Consider the following 17,379-nt stretch of genomic DNA (forward strand, 5'->3'; position numbering starts at 1 on the left):
TGTTCATGTCACAAAAAATACTTTTAGTAGAAGATGAAGTCGCCATCGCTGATAATTTGGCGTATGCCTTGGCTACCGATGGTTTTACCCCTCATCATGTGCCGCTAGGCCAAGCCGCACTCGATGCCTTGCAAGCGCCCGATCATCCTTACAGCTTGGTGGTGCTCGATGTTGGCTTGCCTGATCTCAATGGTTTTGAGGTTTGTCGTCGGCTGCGTCAACACAGTAATATTCCTGTGATTTTCTTAACTGCTCGAAGCGACGAGATTGACCGTATCGTCGGTCTCGAAATCGGCGCAGATGACTACGTCACCAAGCCCTTTTCCCCGCGTGAACTGGTGGCCCGGGTACGTGCAGTCTTACGTCGTCACATGGCGCCGGGCGCGACAATCAAACCTGAATGCCAAGACGTTCCAGAACGCTTTGACTTACGCGAAGAAGAAGGTCGCATTTTATATTACGGGCGTCTCTTGAACTTGACGCGCTATGAATACCTGCTGCTCAAGACTTTGATCCAGCGCCCTAATCAATTATTTTCACGCGCGCAGTTGATGGATAAAGTGTGGGCCGACGCTGCCAACACCATGGATCGCACCGTCGATACACACATTAAATCTTTGCGCGCCAAGCTCAAGGCGATCAACGACAAGGATGACCCTATCCAAACCCATCGTGGTATGGGCTATAGCATTGACGTAACCTAGAGATCGGAACAGGTAATGAAGATTGGCTTGCGCATCTTACTTGGCTATTTCTTGATCCTCGGTCTCGCTGCTTGGTTCGTGCTGAATGTATTTGTGATGGAAGTGCGCCCTGGCGTACGAGCGACTTTAGAAGATGCACTGGTTGATACCACACAGTTACTTGCCCGCATGGTAGCCGAAGATGTCAAACAAGGAGATTTAGTCCATGCCGAATTGCTTAAACGTATAGGACGCCATGCGCAAGGAAGCGCTGATGTAAAAAGTAGCGACGCACAAAAAATCAAATCGCAACTGGGTTACCGCATCTACATCACAGATGCCAGGGGGATTGTGATTTTTGACTCCGACAATAAGGACATCGGAAAAGATTACTCGCGTTGGAATGATGTGTATCTGACTTTGCGCGGCCAATACGGCGCGCGCAGCACGCGACTTGATCCTGAGGATGAAGGCAGTACCGTTATGCATGTGGCCGCACCCATTATGGACAATAGCAGCGACGGTAAGCCGCAACGTCTTCTCGGCGTGCTGACAATCGCCAAACCAATCTCAACCATCAAACCGTTTATTGAGCGCAGCCAAAAGAAAATTTTGCAACGCAGCTTCTGGGTTTTATTGATTTCATTATTGATCGGGATTGGATTTTCATGGTGGCTCAGTCGCTCACTGAAGCGCCTGCAGGACTATGCCAAGGCGGTCAGTGTTGATGCCAAAACAAGTCTGCCCAAACTGGGTAACAATGAAATCGGCGAGCTCGGTCAAGCACTCGAAAGCATGCGCGCTAAGCTCGATGGCAAGGAGTACGTTGAAACCTTGATGCATACCTTAACGCATGAATTGAAGAGCCCGATCGCTGCGATACAAGGTTCGGCGGAATTGCTTAAAGAAGACATGCCGGAATCGGACCGTCAACGTTTTTTGAACAATATCATCGAGCAAAATCAACGACAGAAAAATTTAATCGATCGTCTGCTACAACTGCTGCGCCTGGAAAAGCAGCAACGCTTGGATAATATTGAAAGCATAGATATCGCCCAACTTTTCAGAGAAATTGCGAAGGACAGCCAGACCGCATTACAAGCTAAGAGGATTCGGCTTGAAATCCATTGCGGCGATATCAAACTGCGCGGTGATCATCTTCTGCTGCGCCAAGCGTTCGGCAATTTAATCGATAACGCCATCGCTTTCAGTGCGCCAGAAAGCGCCATCTTGCTGTGTGCGGAAGTCGCCGAGGAAAAACTCTGCATCCGTATTGATGATCATGGCGTCGGCATTCCCGACTATGCCATCAATAAATTATTTGACCGCTTCTATTCCTTGCCTCGTCCTGACAGTGGCAAGAGTACCGGATTAGGCCTGCCTTTCGTCAAAGAAGTTGTGAGTTTACATGGCGGAACGGTGGAGTTAAGCAATCGTTACGCAGAAAATAATAAGAAACCTATTGGCGCCAGAGTGGAATTACGTTTGCCGATTTAGGCGACCAATCATCACTCTCGTGATGGCGATCAACTTCACATAAAACACACAAAACGTCAAAAAAGAGCTTAGCCCCTTCACACAGACCTCATTCAAGCCTCACACAGGCCGCTTACAGTGGATGCTCCTTAGAACTGATTCATGGAGCACTGCATGCAAAAAACCTTGCTACTCAAAGTGTTGAGTATTTTACTACTCGTCGCTTTGATTACGATTCCTCTCATGATGGTCGAGGGGATCATTACATCCCGTATCCATTACCGTGACGAAGCGGTGAGCAGCATTGCTGCGGATTCCGTGTCGAAACAGACTTTAGTCGGCCCTTTGCTCGTCATTCCTTACACGGAAACTTATCAAGAAGAACAGATCGATGACACCACCAAACAAAAGGTGGTACGTAATCTAAAACTCAATCGTCACGTATACATCTTCCCGAATGAACTGACACTTTCCGCCAATATGGAAACCGCGCAGCGCTATCGTGGCATGTACAAAATCTTAGTGTATAGCGGACAGCACAAGATTACTGGAGACTTCGACATTCCCGTGCTGGAACAAATTGCTCCTGAAAAACCGAATTCGCACATCGCGCTGGGACAGCCTTTCCTTAGTCTGGGCCTCAGTGATACCCGTGGCCTTAAAAACGTTCCGCATATTACGCTCGCAGGTGAGCGTTACGAATTCAAACAAAATAGCGGGCTTACTCAGCTCACTCAAGGTTTGCATGCACCTATCACGCTGGCCAAGCTTAAACAAGGCAGTAAAATGAGTTTTGATCTGAATCTCATGATCGACGGCATCGAGCAAATGGCTTTCGTCCCGATTGGCAAAAATAACCAATTCACGGTTCAATCGAAATGGCAACATCCACATTTTTTCGGCCGTTTTTTACCCTCGGCCAATCCGCAGGAACGTAAAATTGATGGCGACGGTTTCAATGTTGTATGGAAGATTTCCTCGCTCGCCAGCAATGCACAACAACAAATAACGGACGCCGAACTATCAGCAAAACAGGCTGCGCCGCAAATTGATAGCTTCGGTGTTGGCTTTATCGAGCCAGTCAACACCTATACGAAAACGCAACGCGCAGCAAAGTATGGCTTGCTGTTCGTCGCCTTGACATTCGCCGCCTTCTTCCTTTTTGAAGTCTTGAAGCAACTGCGGATTCATCCTGTGCAATACATTTTGGTTGGTTTGGCTCTGGTGATTTTCTTCCTGTTGCTGTTAAGCTTGTCCGAGCACATCGCCTTCATCAAAGCTTACTTAGTCGCCAGTGTTGCCTGTATCAGCCTGATTGCCTTCTATCTCGCCCATGTACTGCAAAATTGGAAACGCGGGCTGGGATTTGGTTTTGCATTGACGGTTCTGTACGCAGTGCTCTATGGCCTTTTACAGTCGGAAGATAACGCCTTGATTATGGGTAGCACCTTATTATTCGCAGTCCTCGCGGCCATCATGCTGGTCACCCGGAAAGTCGATTGGTACCAGATCGGAAAACACGTTGAAGTCAGCCCCGAGCCACAGAATTAGTGCTGCAATTGTCAAACTTAAGCCATCAGGCACTGCCGGCAGTGCCTGATGGCTTTGTTGATACGCTTCCCCAAACTTGCCAAACCACCCCGCCAGCGCATACCATTACCGCCTTTGCCCTGCAGCGGCAGCCCACCTCACAACTACCGGAAGTTATACATGTCCAAGCACATGCGCGGCATTTTCGCGCTTTTGTTCGTTACCCTGGCCTGGGGCACCACCTTCCCCGCCATGAAAGATCTGACCACCAGCATGACTCCGGTGTGGATTATTTTTTCCCGTTTTTTTTTGGCGGCCTTGCTGTTAATCCCTTTTCTGCGCGGCTTGCAGTGGCGCGATGTGAAGATAGGTTTGCTGATGGGCGGCATGCTGTTTCTCTGTTTTATTTTGCAAGTCGAAGGCTTGGCGCGCATCAGCTCCAACCGCAATGCCTTCATCACCGGTTTAAATGTCTTGATCGTGCCGCTGCTTGGCATCTTGCTGGGGGCGCTGCCGAATCGTCGCATCATGCTCGCGGTCGCTATGGCGATGCTGGGTTTATACCTCTTGTGCTGGGAAGATGCGGCCTGGTCGTTTGGCGACACCTTGACCTTGTTGTGCGCCTTGGCGTATGCGGTGTATATCAAAATGATGGAAATCTACAGCCGCAAAGTGGCCAGCCTGATGCGCTTCACCGCCACCCAGATCTGGGTCGTGATGCTGTCCGCCTTGCTGTATCTGTTAATCGTCGAAGCGCCCACGCTGGCGGTGGAAAAACATATCGACAGCCTGAATTATTTTCAACATCAATGGGCGGTGATTTTGCAAAACTGGCCGAATCTGCTGTACCTGGGCGCGTTTTGCACCGCCGCCGTGATTTCGGTGCAATCCTGGGGCCAGCAAAACACCAGCGCCAATGAAGCCGCCGTGATTTACGCCTTTGAACCGGCGGCGGCGGCGATTGTCGGTTTTTTCTGGTTGGGCGAAACCATGTCGCAAGCGGCGATTGCCGGCGCGCTCTTGATGATTGCGGGTATGATTGTCAGCCAATGGCAACGCACCCAAGCCAAGACTTTACTGACCCCGGATTGAGGCAAGCATGAGTTTTCCCCTGGCGCATCTGGCCGTCGCACCGCTTGCTCTGCATGTGATGGAATGCGGACAGGAAGCGGGCGCGGGTTTTGGCGCGCAAATGCTGGCCAGTTTGCTGCAGCAGGGCCAGCGTTTGCTCGGGCCGGGGCGTTTGCAAGTGCGCCTGGCGCATGCCGATGATGCGGCGGTGGAATATGCGCCCGCCACCCGCCTGCTGATTTTATGTGCGGATGCTGAAGCGGCCCCGGCTGCCGGCTTCGCTGCGCAACTGCAGCAGGCGCGCCAGACTGCGCCGTGGGGCGTGTGCGGCGGCGCTATCGCCTGGGCCGCGCACGCCGGCGCGCTGGAGCATTGCCGGGTGGCGCTGCCCTTGGCTTTGCATGCCGATTGGGAGGGCGAAGATGGCTTGCTCAGCGCCAATTTGTTTGAATATGAACACGGGGTGCTGAGTTGCTGCGGCGGCGTGGCCATGTTGGACTTTGGCCTGTGTTTATTGGAAAGCATCTACGGCCCCGCACTGGCGCTGCGCTTGCGCGAACAGCTGTGCATCGAACATGTGCGCGCCGCGCATACGCCGCAGGTGCAAATCCAGGGCAGCCGGCAATTGCCGCCCAAGCTGGTGGAAGTGTTGGAATTGATGCAGGCGAATATCGAAGAGCCGCTTTCATCCGACGATCTGGCGCAATTGGTCGATATCTCGCGCCGCCAACTCGAACGGCTGTTTAAACAATATCTCTCCAATCTGCCTTCACGTTACTACCTGGAAATGCGCTTAGCGCGCGCCCGCACTTTGCTGCTCGAATCGCATCATTCCATCGTGCAAGTGGGTTTGATGTGCGGCTTTTCTTCCGGCTCGCATTTTTCCACCGCCTTTTCCGCGCTGTATGGTCTGACCCCGCGCGAAGAACGGCAAAGAAAATTGCGGCAAAGCGCGTAAAAACATTCACCTGCATTCTTGCCATGTAGAATCGCCCTTCCATTAAAAAAAAGGGGGCATGTGGTGCAAAAAATTTTCTGGCCGTTTTTAATCCTGATGCTGCTGGCGGCGGCCTTGCTTGCCTGGTTCGCGCCGGCTGGCGACAATGCGCGCTTGATGGCGCAGATTCCCGCCGTCGATGATGCCTGGCGCGCCGCTTTGCCGCGCGACCCGGAACAGGCCACCGCCGCCTATCTGGCGCGCGTACCGGCGGCGGCGCTGGCGCGTTCGGATGCGTATTTTGAAGGCGGCTATTGGCTGCGGCTGTGGAATGTGCTGTCCACCATCGGCGCCTGTCTGCTCTTGCTTGGCGCGCAAATCCTGCCGCGCTTGCATGCGCGCCTGACGCGCCGCCTGCCGGGCGCCCTGGCCACCTTCATCGCCTCCTTTGTGTTTTTGATCTTACTGGCCTTGTTGCAAGCGCCGTTGACGGTGTACGAGGGGTTTTACCGCGAACATGCCTATGGCTTGTCAAATCAAAGCTTTGCCGCATGGCTGCATGAGGTGGCGATGGGCATGCTGATTTTCAGCATCATTGGCGCCATCCTGCTGGGCAGTTTGCTGTGGCTGATCAAGCGCAGCCCGCAGCAGTGGTGGCTGTGGGGCGCGGGCGCCTGTTTGCCTTTGCTGGCGTTTTTTATCTTGCTGGCGCCGGTGTATCTCGATCCGGTTTTCAATCAGTACAAGCCGCTGGCCGAAGGGCCATTGCGCAGCAAGATTTTAGCCATGGCGCGCGCCAACGGCGTGCCGGCGGATAATGTGCTGCAGTTTGACGCTTCGCGCCAATCGAATCGCATCAGCGCAAATGTCAGCGGCATCGGCAATACCGCCGCCATCCGCTTGAATGACAATCTGCTGAAACGCTGCTCCCACCCCGAAATCGAAGGCGTGATGGGCCATGAATTGGGACACTATGTCTTGAACCATGTGTACCGTGCGCTGCTGATTTTGTCGCTTTTGGCGTTGTTGGCGTTCGCCTTTGTGCATTGGCTGGCGCGCAGTCTGCTGATGCGTTATGGCGCAGCATGGAGCGTGCGCGAGATGGCGCAAATCGGCAGTTTGCCGCTGATCATGCTCTTGATATCCCTGTATGGCTTACTGACCACGCCGCTGCAAAGCAGCGCCATCCGCGTTGCGGAAATCGAAGCCGATCTGTTTGGTTTGAATGCCGCCGCCCAGCCGGACGGGGTTGCGGAAGTGCATTTGAAATTGCTGGAATACCGCAAAGCCAATCCGGGTTATTGGGAAGAAGTGTTTTTTTATGATCACCCGGCGCCGCGCCAAAGAATTTACGCGGCGATGCGCTGGAAGGCGGAACATTGGCCGCCTGCCGTCAAACCCTGAGACCTCAGCCCGGCAATCAGGTGGCGATATAGGCGCGATTGCCGGCGCGTCTGGCCAAGGCGCCGGAAGTATCGTAATTGCGGCAGCCATACGAATAGATATTGGTCACAGCAGGTTTGTGCGTCCTGAGTAAGCGCACCACCTCGCTGAGCCAGACAAATTCTTTGCTGAACAGGCCTTTGCGATTGCGAATGGAGATAAAATGCGGCGCCCAATTGCCCAAACCGTGTCCGGTAGTCATGGCCTGTTGTACGAAGCGGTAGTAGTCATTGCCATCGCGCTGACCCGGATCATCCCAATGCTGGCCCAAGGCCTTGCCCAGGATTTGGTCTGGACATCTGGCGCCGCCCTGATAACGGTTGCGGTGAGGGATTGCCGGCGCCTGGGGCAATCCCAGGCGGCTGCGGATCGAACCTTGATGATTGACCACCGCCTGCCCGGCGTCAGCCTCAAATAAAATCGTGACGTTGGCGGGCACGATAAAGGCGTTGCCGGCCACTGTGGCGCCATGCGCCATGATGATGCAATCCGCCGTATTGGGGGCGGGGCTTTCAAAAAAATACACATTGCTGCCAAGTTCGGTTTGATTGCTGGCTAAAGCGGGCATTTGATTCTCCAGAAAAAGTGGGGCGTTCCTGTGTGCAGATATTGCTGCTGATCAAGAACCGATGCGATATTATTGTGGATTACCCAAGGCTGGCCAATTACAGAGAATTACTTGGCATTACATGCTTGCCGCCACAGCCGTTTTCATTTCTAGTACTGTCCCGGAAAATAAGGTTGAATTCGCCGTGCCGTTTTTCCCTGGTGTAATCAATTGCCGCTTTTTAGCCACGCAAAACAGCAAATCAATATATTTATGCAGCGCGCCGGGCTTTGCTTTGCCGTCTGCTCTTACAATCCGAACGCCACCGCATCAGTACAAGCGGGAAGTAAGTGGATTGCAGAGACCAGCCGCAAGCGCATCGCCAGCACGCCGTTAGATCCATCTTCACCGCGCTGGCGGCTTTGCGTCCGTTCTCCGGCGTCCGCCATTTGGGTTTGCGCAAAGGAGAAATAATGGCTACACCGAACCACCGTGTGAGCGATTTGTTTGCACGCATACGCAGCACCACTGATGACCGTATCGCGCTGCAGGAAGCGGCGCAATTGGCGATTGAAGTTGAATTCACCACCATTCCCGCCTATCTGACTGCGCTGTATTCGATCAGCGATGTCAATTCCGAAGCCTACCGCCTGCTGCGCAGCGTGGTGATGGAAGAAATGTTCCATTTGAATCAGGCTGCCAACACTCTGATCGCTTTGGGCGGTCTGCCGCTTTTCACCGGCGCAGCGGCCCCCAGCTATCCTTGCTATCTGCCGCAAGCCAATCCGGCCACCACGCCGCTGGTCGGCTTGTATCGCGCCTCACCGGATGTATTTGAAAATGTGTTTGTGGCGATTGAAGAGCCGGCCCCGGCGCATGCCCCTGCGCAAGGTACGAATTACGACACGATTGCGCAATTGTATGAAGCGCTGATTGACGGCATGAAAGCCTATAACGGCAGCACGCCGCTGTTTGAAGCCAATCCCGCCGGTTTGCAACGCACCGATATTTATCTCGGCAAATTCGGCGGCACGCCGCTGCTGGTGACAGATATGGACAGCGCGCTGGCCGGCATCACGCAAATCATGCAGCAAGGCGAGGGCAGTGTGCCGCCGGGACAGTCACTGGTTCCGGTGGAAAGCTTTGGCGCGTACAACCATTATGGCCAGCGCAGCGACGGCACTTACGGCCCGATCATCGGCACGCCGCTGGAAATGTCGCACTTTGTCAAATTCCGTAAAGTGGCGCTGGATACGGCGAACTTCCCTGCCACCTATCCGATTATTTCCAACCCGCTGCGCGCGGATTTCACTTCACCCACTGCGCTGGCGCTGGTGTCAGCGTTTGACTGCGCTTACAGCATCATGCTGGATGCGCTGGAAGCCGCGTTCCACAATACGCCGGAAGCGCCAAATGACAGCTTCTTCTCGCTGGTCTTGCCGCTCATGCATGCCGTGCTGCCGGATCTGGCGCGCATGATGATGCAAACCCCGGCGCGCGCCCAGGGAGATGCCAGCATCGGCCCGAATGCGGCCCCGACCTATCTGTATACCCCGGGCCAAACCATGGCGGATTTGCGCAATCAATTGGCGGCGCTCGGCGCCGGCGATCTGCTCGGCGGACAAGACCGCAGCGTCATGCTGGCGCTGGAGCGCCGCATTCAACAAATCGTCAAGGTCTAAGCGAAATCATTGGGAGGCAGTATGACGCAATACAAAATTTTCCCCGCGATCGGAGTGGCGCGGGTAGGCAATGCGCCGGCCAAGTTTTATATCGGGCCTGAGGTTTATCGCGGTTTGCCGACAAATCCAGATGGCTCGCCTTTCACCGAAGCCGATTTGCGCGATGAAAACGGCAAGCTGTGCCGCCAGGCGGCGCAATTCACGATTTATGCAGTCGATGACGCCGGCAATCAAAGCGAAGTCACGCTTGACAGCAGCAATATCAAAAGCATTACCTGGGAAGTGCATCTGGCGAATAAAAAAGCCAGCTGGTATATCTTCCAAACCTCGCTGGGGGAAAACGGCTATGCCTCCAACCACGCGCTGCGCAATGCGGCGGAAGTCAATCGCAATCAGTTGATGATAGACGCCGGGCCGCGCAATATCAGCGGACGCCAGCAAAGCGGGGTGCAGTTCAATGCCGCCAGCGCGCCAGCCGGCTATGCCGGGCTGAATTTTCCGCCGGCTCCGCTGTACCCGGCAGAACCGGATATCGTGGCCTGTCAAACCGTGCCGCCGGGCCAGCAAAAAGCCATCACCACTCTGGGCGAATTGCAAACCGATGGGGCAGGGCGCTTGTGGGTGCTGGGCGGCTTTGGCATTTCCGGCAGCGCTGACCCGAACGCCACGATTGGCGAATACGCCAATAATGACGGCTGGTGGGATGACACCTCGGATGGCCCGGTGTGCGCCACCATCGAATTCGCCGACGGCAGCACGGTGCAAGCCGCCGCCGCCACCGTGATGGTGGGGCCGCCGTCGTATGCGCCGCAAATTCCGAATCTGGTCACCTTGTACGACACCATTTTTGATGGCGCAGTGCGCGCCGGGGCTTATCCGGCGATTTATCAAAGCGGATTTTGGCATGCCGGGCAACAAGGCTATTGGCCTGACTTTGACGGCGAAATCAAACCTTTGCTGGAGCGCGGAATTTTATATCCCTGGGTCGCAGCGATTCCGCCCAAGCCGCATAAATTTGATTTCGAGATGCTGGGCAAGACTGTCACCCTGCCGAATGGCGTGGTGCAGGGCGATCCGGCGCTGGCCGGTTTGCGCCAGTATATTCTGGACTTCCTGCGCCCGCCGAATGCGGAAAATGAGATCGTCAACAACCTCAAGGACGCCGGCGCAACCGGCCCGCGCGCAGGCGTCGGCGCCACCATGATGCCGTATCTGGCGGGCGACAATGCCCTGATTTTAGGCCATGCCCCGGCCAAATATCTGCGCCTGACCGACACCCAGTATTTCTTCCTGCAGCAATGGGCGCGCGGCTTTTTCACGCGCAACAGCGCTGTCAGCCAGCCGGGCGACGCCATTACGCGCGGGGTGTTGGAAAACTGTGTCGGCGGCGCATTCTCGCCGGGGATTGAAATGACCTGGATTTCGCGCAATCCGGCGATTTATCAAGAGCCATTCCGCATCCGCCATCAGTTTGTCGCAGTTGGCCCGCTGGGCATGGGCTTCGATCCGGCCATCGGTTTGCAACCGGGCGATGTGACACGCTATATGGCGGTGCCATGGCAGGCGGACTTCAATGAATGCTCATCGCAGCCGATAGATGGGCGGATTTTGTGGTGGTGGCCGGCGCAGCGTCCGGAATATGTCTATCTCGATCCGCAAGCCAGCGTCAAAGCCGGCCCGGATGCTGATGCGGATGTGCCGAATCCGCCGTCATTGGGGACGGGCATGCAAGTGCCGTGGCTGGGTACCGACTTTGATCAGATGGCTTCCACCTACATCATGTTTGCCGACGATGTGGATATGGTGCGCTATTGGGCCGGACTGGGCTTTGTGCTGGAGCGCGGCGAAGGCGAGCAGCAACGCTTCGTCGAAGTTGAACGCGCTTTGCCGCGCCCGTTCAGCCCAAGCTGAGATGGCGGACTGTGAAGTCTTGATCGTCGGCGCCGGCGTGGCCGGCTGCGCCGCTGCGCTCGGCTTATTGCAAGCCGGCGTGCGGCGCGTGCTGCTGGTCGAGCGTGCGCCGGATAGCGCAGCGCGCGCAGTGGGTGAATCGCTGACGCCGGATGTGATCCCGGCGTTGCGCGCGCTGGGCGTATTGCCGCCAGCCGGCGCGGCCTTGCCGGCTTGGTGCTGGCCGTATCACGCCAATTTATCCGCCTGGGGCAGTGCGCAACTAAGCCGGCATGCATTCAGCGCGCGCGCGCTGGCCTGGCGCCAGACTGATGCGCAGGGCGGCGCGCCGCATGGCTTGCATGTGGCGCGCGCTGCCATGAACACGGCTTTGCGCGCGCAGGCGCAAGCGGCAGGCGCGCAGCTGTTGCAAGCGGCGCATGTGACGGGGCTGCAAGCGCCGGGCGCGCCGGGGCAGCCGTGGCGTGTGCAGGTGGCGGATGTGAATGGCTTGCAAGAAATCCAGGCCGCTTTTTTACTCGACGCCGGCGGCCGCCGCGCGCCGCTGGTGCGTCATCTGGGATTGCAGCCGCAGCGCTTGGATAATCTGGTGGCGCGGGTGTGGCGCCTGGACTGCGCGCATGATTTGGATGGCTGCTCGCTGGTGGAAAGCCGGCCTGAAGGCTGGTGGTATGCCGCGCCGCAAGCAGAGGGCGGCTGCATCGCCATGTTGATGAGCGATGCGGACTTGATGGAGTCGATTGATGTGCCGCAAGCCTGGCGCGCCACCCGGCATCTGGCGCGCCTGCTGCCAGCTGTCCCAGTGGCAGGCGACACTATGACGGTGGCTGCGCACAGCGCATTTTTACCGCACAGCTGCGGCCCGGGCTGGGCCGCGCTTGGCGACGCCGCGATGGCGTTTGATCCCTTGACCTCTTCCGGCGTGGCGGCGGCGTTGGCCGATGCGCGCCGCATGACGCCGGCCATCCTGTCCTGGCTGGCGCAAGATTTTCATCAGGCGCTGCAAATACAGCAACGATGCGCGCAGCAATTGCGCGCGGAATTACAGCGCTATGTGGCCGGCTTGCGCCGGCAATATGGCGCGGAGCGGCGCTTTGCCGGCGCGCCGTTTTGGGCCAGACGTCATTTGTCGGCAGCGCAGGCGGCTTGAGCGCGGCTTGTGCGCACAGGCTTTGCCGCAATCGTCGTTGTTTGCGCCGTCGCCAACGCCGGCGCGTCTTTTCTGAGGAGAGCACAGTATGACTACGCCACCCGATATCAGCACGCCCTTGATCCCATATCCTAATCAGACTCCGGTGACAGGCCCGCAAAACCTGGGTTATTTGAATGATTTTATCGGTACCTGGAACAGTCCGACCGGCACAGCGGCGACTGGTTTTAATGTGATGCCGCTGCCGCAAACCACGGCCCCAGGCGGCTATATTTTAAAAAATTTCCCGTATTACGAGGAAATCACGTTTTCGCCGATCGCAGGCGGCGCCCCTAACCGCGCGGGCAGTTTCACGCAGTCTTCCGGTGTGCTGTTTTATGAGCAGCGCGTATTTTTTGCGCCCGGCCCGGGCGTGCCTGCGAGCGCGGTGGATACCCTGATTCATGCAGAAAACGGCACATGGTTGTATCACAATATCGGCCCGCAATTGGATGGCCCCTTCGGCCCCGGCACTGTGCCGCCGCCGCCGGGCGGGATTCCGGCGCAAAATCCGGCGGATCAATATAACAAACAGGTTTCGGTGCCGCATGGCAATTCGCTATTGATGCTGGGACAGGCGTATGAATTGGGCGGCGGTATCCCCGGCTATCCGAATCCGCCGGCGATGCCGCCGTTCACCGGCGGCCACCAGCCCGTGCCCGATCCGGCAGACGCCTTGCGCCGGGCCGCGCAAGGCCTGGGTAATATCGTGCGCGCGGTGCGCATTGATGTCGGCACGCAAGGGCCGGGCGGGGTGTCGAATATCCCGTTTGAGCAGCAAAACGGGCAGGTGCTGTCGATGTGGACTTCCTGGTTTATTTTGTATTTGGATGATGGCACGACCCGCTTGCAGTACTGGCAAAACATCGTGCTGCAATTCATGATTGGCGGGCAGCCGGTGCAGTTTGCGCATGTGGATGCGAATACCTTGAGCAAGGTTGCATAATCATTTTGATGCGGTTTGAGATGGCGGCGCGATTGCATGGCGCCGCCATCTTGCTGCGCTTTCCGGCGGCGCGCTTGGAAGTGCTGCCCCGGTATGCTGTGTTTGCTGATGATTCGGCGGCGTATTCTGCTATTGTGCGATTTTTCCTCTGAAAACTGCACGCGCATTGCCATAACTGCGCGGAAAAATATCTGGCTTGGCCGATATAATCTTTATTCGATGAGCGTCGAAATTCAAAACCATAATGAATTACGCAAGGCTGTTTTAAGGCGGGCATGAGATGAGTTATCCGGATATTGCGCGACAAAAAGCGCTGCGCCTGGCGCGTTTTTTTGCCGCGCTTTGGCTCTGTATGGCCGTCACCGCCTGCGGCGGTGGCGCGGGCAGCGCGCCGCAAGCCAGTAACAGCAATAACGTTGCCAATAATAGTGGCAGCAATACCGGCAATAGCAATACGCCGCCAGTCAGTGCGGATATCAAGGTTCTCATGATGGGGAACAGTCATACCCACTTCAGCAGTTTGCCTGCGCGGCTTGAGGCGATGTTGCGCGCCAGTCATCCGGGCAAGACAGTGGCGGTGGTGGCGGCGCCGGCCAGCCTGTTTCTCGACGGGCATCTGAAAGATGCCCAGACCCTGGCCTTGCTCAAAGGCCAATCCTGGCATTATGTGATTTTGCAGGCGCAGAAATACAGCAGCTCAGGGGCGTTTTCTTACTCCATCGCTGAGGCGGTGAATCTGGTCAGAATGGCGCGGCAGGCCGGGGCTTTACCGGTGCTGTTTCCCGAATGGCCGCGCCGCGATATTGACGAAACCGGGCGTATCTTCACGCTCCATGTCTCTATCGCGCAGCAAGCCCCGGCTTGTATCGCACCCATCGGGCAGGCATGGGAGATTGCCTTGCAGCGCCATCCCGGCCTGGCTTTGTACGCCGCTGACGGCAACCATTCTGCCGCTGCGGGCGCACAACTGGCTGCCCTCATGCTGTATGCCACCGTATCGGGAAAATCGCCATCTGCCGTCCCCGATATTGCCTTCGCAGATGTCAGTCCCGAAGTTCAGCTGCAATTAAGGCTGGCGGCAGACGATGCGGTGAAGGCGCTCTCGCCGCGCAAGTATTGTCCGCAGGATGCGTCAATGCTATAGATGTCATCTTCGATGCCACGCTCGGCGGATATGCCCGCCTGAACGCATGCTTGCGCAGCGTCATTTGTAAAGCAGATTGCGCGAAAAATGGCAGTGCATGATCGTCAAGATGTGCTTATACCAACATATAAAATCCATCCCCATTATTGGATTGCTGGCCTGCTGTGCTACACGGATGTTTTTTTGCTGAGCAGTAAATGCTCTGTCGCTTGCGGAATTTTCAGACGTTGAGCATATTTGATCGCGATGCTTGGCAGCTTCTGTTGCGCCTGGCTTGGGGACATTTCATGCGCAAGTGCAATTTTCTGCTCAGCAGTTTCGGGTATGTGCAAAAATTTTTTTTGCATGTCATTCATCCTTGATGGCTTGGTCTGCTGATATGTCGTCTTCATCTTCTCTGATAAAACCGCCATCGGCAGCAGCTTTTCCAGATGCAATTGCAGGCGGCTCATCAGGCAGGCTGGCGATAAACTCAGGCAGACAAAAACGCCGGTAGGCTGCTTGCGCTGCTTCTTCAGTTGAGCGGGGTTTGCGCTTTTTTCTTTCAGCGCCAAAGTCCAGAATTTTTCCCATGATTATCCTAAGCGCATAAAGAGAAAGTCGCCTTTGCGCACGTACTGCATACCAAAGCCTTCATAGTATTTTCTCACGGTATCGTTGATGGGTTGCACCAAACGGATTTCCGTCGCACCCAATGACTCAGCATACACTGCCATTGCAAGTAATACGAATGGTACAACTTTCAAGTTGCGATTTTCCGGACTTCCCTCTAAGAAATCCAAGCGCAATCCAGCGGCATTCCGGGTCGGCCTGCCTAGAGAGAGGGAGGCAAGGTTGTTCTGATGCCATAAAGCCAATTCAAATCTCTTAGGGTGTCGGAATTTGAATGCAGGGTAACTGTACAGCCAGTCCCAATTGACTCTGCGTTCGCTGAAAGCGGACCAGGCTTTTGATGCCGCAAACGCATCATCATCAAACAAACGGAAGGACAAGCCCAGATTCGATGGTGTTTGCGCTTGAGCGGCTTTTAACGCCGTTAGACGCAGTTGCGCATATCGCGCCTCTGCATCAATGTGTGTCATTTGCATATTTCATCACCTGTGTAAGGGGGGAGGCAGGAGGGAAGCATGTTAACGAATCCACATGTGCATTGCTCCTGTAATAGTTGTCAGCTTGATTGTTTTTTTTCAATTTAAATTGCATAAAAAGCATTGTGTTTGATGCGCGAGTATGCGCCTCATGCATCTTTCCTGGGCTGAAGATGTGGCTCGAATCCGTGTGGCTGAGTGGAGGTCAGGTGGGGTGGTAAGCGGACGCTTGTCTCTGCAAGTCGCCTGCTGCGTTGCAGCAGGCGTAATTAATGAAATTTCTGTCGCAGATTTAAAAGAAATTGCGTCCCGCCTTTCCTATAATGCTTTCACATTTTTTTATCCAGATGGGGATTGCAATGACTACCGTATCGCACGCATCGACGCCGGCTTCCGCTTTGAACGCTCCTGTCACCCGCGCCACCTTTGATGAGGTGATCGTGCCCAGCTACGCTCCGGCGCAAATGGTGCTGGTGCGCGGCGCAGGCTTGGATGTGTGGGACCAAAATGGCCGTCAATTCCTTGATTTCACTTCCGGCATCGCCGTCAACAGCCTGGGCCACGCCCATCCGCAACTGGTGGCGGCGCTGACCGAGCAAGCCGGCAAGCTGTGGCATTTGAGCAATGCCTACACCAATGAACCGGTGCTGCGTCTGGGCAAGGCTTTAACCGACGCCACCTTCGCTGAACGCGTGTTCTTTTGCAATTCCGGCGCGGAAGCGAATGAAGCCGCGTTCAAACTGGCGCGCAAATATGCCCACAAAAAGAGCGAAGGCAAAAAATTCCGCATCATCGCCGCCCTGAATTCCTTCCATGGCCGCACCCTGTTCACCGTCTCGGTTGGCGGGCAGCCGAAATACACCGAAGGTTTCGCCCCGCTGCCGGGCGGCATCGACCATATTCCTTACAATGACCTGGAAGCTGCGCGCGCTGCGATTGGCGATGATGTGTGCGCGGTGGTGGTGGAGCCGGTGCAAGGCGAAGGCGGCGTGCTGCCGGCCACCAAGGAATACCTGCAAGGCTTGCGCGACATCTGTAATGAAAAAGGCGCGCTGCTGATTTTTGATGAAGTGCAAACCGGCGTGGGCCGCACCGGCCATTTGTACGCCTATCAGGGTTATGGCGTGACGCCGGACATCCTGACCACCGCCAAAGCCCTGGGCAATGGTTTCCCGATCGGCGCCATGCTGACCACGGCGGCAATCGGCGCTGAACTCAATATCGGCAGCCACGGCACCACTTACGGCGGCAACCCGCTGGCCGCCACGGTGGCCTTGAATGTGCTGGCCATCATCAATCAGGACAGCTTCCTGGCGCGCGTGCGTGAAGCCGGCGAAAAAATGCACGCTGTGTTGCAAAGCCTGATCGACGCTTTCCCGCAAGTGTTCAGCGCCACCCGTGGCGCCGGCTTGCTGCGCGGTCTCTTGATGGCCCCGGATTTCAAAGGCCGCTCGAAAGATTTCCAGAAAGCATGTGAGGCAAATGGTCTGATGATTTTGATCGCAGGGCCTGATGTGGTGCGCGTGGCGCCGGCTTTGACGGTGTCGGATGAACAGATCGCGCAAGCCTCTAAGATCATGCATGATACGGCTGCCGTGTTTGCGCAAGACAAGAAATAAAAGAATCGTAACAGTCGTCAGGCGGCCCGCTGCAAGGCGGGCTGGATCTCCCTAACGAATCATTCACCCCCGGCCGTGCGTAAGCGCGGCATTTTTCGTTGACAGGAGTAACA

At 55.9% G+C, this 17,379-nt stretch carries 17 protein-coding genes; 12 read left to right on the forward strand and 5 right to left on the reverse strand.

Features of this window, described 5'->3' with window-relative positions; all coding sequences use genetic code 11:
* The first annotated feature begins 5 nt into the window (after positions 1 to 5).
* The 6 genes from creB to V8J88_RS01490 all read left to right on the forward strand — a co-directional run bounded on the left by creB (position 6) and on the right by V8J88_RS01490 (position 7,101).
* A complete protein-coding gene (creB, locus tag V8J88_RS01465) occupies positions 6 to 704 on the forward strand; it encodes a two-component system response regulator CreB (protein ID WP_338847370.1) in 699 nt (232 codons plus the stop codon).
* 15 nt (positions 705 to 719) lie between these two features.
* Positions 720 to 2,180, forward strand: a complete 1,461-nt coding sequence (gene creC, locus V8J88_RS01470; RefSeq protein WP_338847371.1) for a two-component system sensor histidine kinase CreC — start codon at positions 720 to 722, stop codon at positions 2,178 to 2,180.
* A gap of 153 nt (positions 2,181 to 2,333) precedes the next feature.
* Positions 2,334 to 3,710 (forward strand): cell envelope integrity protein CreD, encoded by a 1,377-nt coding sequence (gene creD, locus V8J88_RS01475; protein ID WP_338847372.1) that lies wholly within the window; start codon positions 2,334 to 2,336, stop codon positions 3,708 to 3,710.
* A 159-nt stretch (positions 3,711 to 3,869) separates the two neighbouring features.
* Positions 3,870 to 4,781 (forward strand): DMT family transporter, encoded by a 912-nt coding sequence (locus V8J88_RS01480; RefSeq protein WP_338847373.1) that lies wholly within the window; start codon positions 3,870 to 3,872, stop codon positions 4,779 to 4,781.
* Positions 4,782 to 4,788: 7 nt separating this feature from the next.
* Positions 4,789 to 5,718 carry a helix-turn-helix domain-containing protein gene (locus tag V8J88_RS01485; RefSeq protein ID WP_338847374.1) on the forward strand — a complete coding sequence of 310 codons (930 nt, stop codon included), beginning with the start codon at positions 4,789 to 4,791 and terminating at the stop codon, positions 5,716 to 5,718.
* A gap of 63 nt (positions 5,719 to 5,781) precedes the next feature.
* Positions 5,782 to 7,101 carry a M48 family metallopeptidase gene (locus tag V8J88_RS01490; protein ID WP_338847375.1) on the forward strand — a complete coding sequence of 440 codons (1,320 nt, stop codon included), beginning with the start codon at positions 5,782 to 5,784 and terminating at the stop codon, positions 7,099 to 7,101.
* A gap of 16 nt (positions 7,102 to 7,117) precedes the next feature.
* On the opposite strand, the gene V8J88_RS01495 is transcribed toward V8J88_RS01490, so the two are convergent.
* The gene (locus V8J88_RS01495) at positions 7,118 to 7,708 is read right to left on the reverse strand and encodes a putative adhesin (protein ID WP_338847376.1); all 591 of its coding nucleotides are present in this window, start codon (positions 7,706 to 7,708) and stop codon (positions 7,118 to 7,120) included.
* Between the two features lie 452 nt (positions 7,709 to 8,160).
* Between V8J88_RS01495 and V8J88_RS01500 the strand changes: the two genes are divergently transcribed.
* The 4 genes from V8J88_RS01500 to V8J88_RS01515 all read left to right on the forward strand — a co-directional run bounded on the left by V8J88_RS01500 (position 8,161) and on the right by V8J88_RS01515 (position 13,415).
* Positions 8,161 to 9,369 (forward strand): ferritin-like protein, encoded by a 1,209-nt coding sequence (locus tag V8J88_RS01500; RefSeq protein ID WP_338847377.1) that lies wholly within the window; start codon positions 8,161 to 8,163, stop codon positions 9,367 to 9,369.
* Between the two features lie 21 nt (positions 9,370 to 9,390).
* Positions 9,391 to 11,280: a LodA/GoxA family CTQ-dependent oxidase gene (locus tag V8J88_RS01505; protein ID WP_338847378.1), complete on the forward strand. Its 1,890-nt coding sequence runs from the start codon at positions 9,391 to 9,393 to the stop codon at positions 11,278 to 11,280.
* A 1-nt stretch (position 11,281) separates the two neighbouring features.
* On the forward strand, positions 11,282 to 12,430 hold the full coding sequence (locus tag V8J88_RS01510; protein WP_338847379.1) for an FAD-dependent monooxygenase: 1,149 nt from the start codon (positions 11,282 to 11,284) through the stop codon (positions 12,428 to 12,430).
* Positions 12,431 to 12,518: 88 nt separating this feature from the next.
* Positions 12,519 to 13,415 carry a heme-binding protein gene (locus V8J88_RS01515; protein ID WP_338847380.1) on the forward strand — a complete coding sequence of 299 codons (897 nt, stop codon included), beginning with the start codon at positions 12,519 to 12,521 and terminating at the stop codon, positions 13,413 to 13,415.
* Here the strand turns inward: V8J88_RS01515 and V8J88_RS01520 are convergent.
* Positions 13,348 to 13,920 (reverse strand): hypothetical protein, encoded by a 573-nt coding sequence (locus V8J88_RS01520; RefSeq protein ID WP_338847381.1) that lies wholly within the window; start codon positions 13,918 to 13,920, stop codon positions 13,348 to 13,350. The genes V8J88_RS01515 and V8J88_RS01520 overlap by 68 nt on opposite strands.
* Here V8J88_RS01520 and V8J88_RS01525 point away from each other — a divergent pair.
* Positions 13,903 to 14,559, forward strand: a complete 657-nt coding sequence (locus V8J88_RS01525; RefSeq protein ID WP_338847382.1) for a hypothetical protein — start codon at positions 13,903 to 13,905, stop codon at positions 14,557 to 14,559. The two genes, V8J88_RS01520 and V8J88_RS01525, sit on opposite strands and share 18 nt — an antisense overlap.
* A gap of 167 nt (positions 14,560 to 14,726) precedes the next feature.
* Here the strand turns inward: V8J88_RS01525 and V8J88_RS01530 are convergent, their stop codons facing one another.
* Genes V8J88_RS01530 through V8J88_RS01540 form a run of 3 tightly spaced genes read right to left on the reverse strand, consistent with a single transcriptional unit; the run spans position 14,727 to position 15,647 of the window.
* Positions 14,727 to 14,906, reverse strand: coding sequence for a hypothetical protein (locus tag V8J88_RS01530; protein WP_338847383.1), 180 nt, complete (start codon positions 14,904 to 14,906; stop codon positions 14,727 to 14,729).
* A 1-nt stretch (position 14,907) separates the two neighbouring features.
* Entirely contained in the window at positions 14,908 to 15,132 is a 225-nt protein-coding gene (locus V8J88_RS01535; protein WP_338847384.1) for a hypothetical protein, read from the reverse strand.
* 2 nt (positions 15,133 to 15,134) lie between these two features.
* Positions 15,135 to 15,647: a hypothetical protein gene (locus tag V8J88_RS01540; protein WP_338847385.1), complete on the reverse strand. Its 513-nt coding sequence runs from the start codon at positions 15,645 to 15,647 to the stop codon at positions 15,135 to 15,137.
* 359 nt (positions 15,648 to 16,006) lie between these two features.
* Between V8J88_RS01540 and V8J88_RS01545 the strand changes: the two genes are divergently transcribed.
* A complete protein-coding gene (locus V8J88_RS01545) occupies positions 16,007 to 17,266 on the forward strand; it encodes an acetylornithine/succinyldiaminopimelate transaminase (protein ID WP_338847386.1) in 1,260 nt (419 codons plus the stop codon).
* Positions 17,267 to 17,379: the final 113 nt, after the last annotated feature.

Origin of the sequence: Massilia sp. W12 (assembly GCF_037300705.1) — a bacterium.
GTDB lineage: Bacteria > Pseudomonadota > Gammaproteobacteria > Burkholderiales > Burkholderiaceae_D > JACPVY01.

Coding starts and splice junctions, on each gene's coding strand:
- creB (WP_338847370.1), top strand. CDS start 6: ATGTCACAAAAAATACTTTTAGTAGAAGATGAAGTCGCCATCGCTGAT.
- creC (WP_338847371.1), top strand. CDS start 720: ATGAAGATTGGCTTGCGCATCTTACTTGGCTATTTCTTGATCCTCGGT.
- creD (WP_338847372.1), top strand. CDS start 2,334: ATGCAAAAAACCTTGCTACTCAAAGTGTTGAGTATTTTACTACTCGTC.
- V8J88_RS01480 (WP_338847373.1), top strand. CDS start 3,870: ATGTCCAAGCACATGCGCGGCATTTTCGCGCTTTTGTTCGTTACCCTG.
- V8J88_RS01485 (WP_338847374.1), top strand. CDS start 4,789: ATGAGTTTTCCCCTGGCGCATCTGGCCGTCGCACCGCTTGCTCTGCAT.
- V8J88_RS01495 (WP_338847376.1), bottom strand. CDS start 7,708: ATGCCCGCTTTAGCCAGCAATCAAACCGAACTTGGCAGCAATGTGTAT.
- V8J88_RS01500 (WP_338847377.1), top strand. CDS start 8,161: ATGGCTACACCGAACCACCGTGTGAGCGATTTGTTTGCACGCATACGC.
- V8J88_RS01505 (WP_338847378.1), top strand. CDS start 9,391: ATGACGCAATACAAAATTTTCCCCGCGATCGGAGTGGCGCGGGTAGGC.
- V8J88_RS01510 (WP_338847379.1), top strand. CDS start 11,282: ATGGCGGACTGTGAAGTCTTGATCGTCGGCGCCGGCGTGGCCGGCTGC.
- V8J88_RS01515 (WP_338847380.1), top strand. CDS start 12,519: ATGACTACGCCACCCGATATCAGCACGCCCTTGATCCCATATCCTAAT.
- V8J88_RS01525 (WP_338847382.1), top strand. CDS start 13,903: ATGATGGGGAACAGTCATACCCACTTCAGCAGTTTGCCTGCGCGGCTT.
- V8J88_RS01520 (WP_338847381.1), bottom strand. CDS start 13,920: ATGACTGTTCCCCATCATGAGAACCTTGATATCCGCACTGACTGGCGG.
- V8J88_RS01530 (WP_338847383.1), bottom strand. CDS start 14,906: ATGCAAAAAAAATTTTTGCACATACCCGAAACTGCTGAGCAGAAAATT.
- V8J88_RS01535 (WP_338847384.1), bottom strand. CDS start 15,132: ATGGGAAAAATTCTGGACTTTGGCGCTGAAAGAAAAAAGCGCAAACCC.
- V8J88_RS01540 (WP_338847385.1), bottom strand. CDS start 15,647: ATGCAAATGACACACATTGATGCAGAGGCGCGATATGCGCAACTGCGT.
- V8J88_RS01545 (WP_338847386.1), top strand. CDS start 16,007: ATGACTACCGTATCGCACGCATCGACGCCGGCTTCCGCTTTGAACGCT.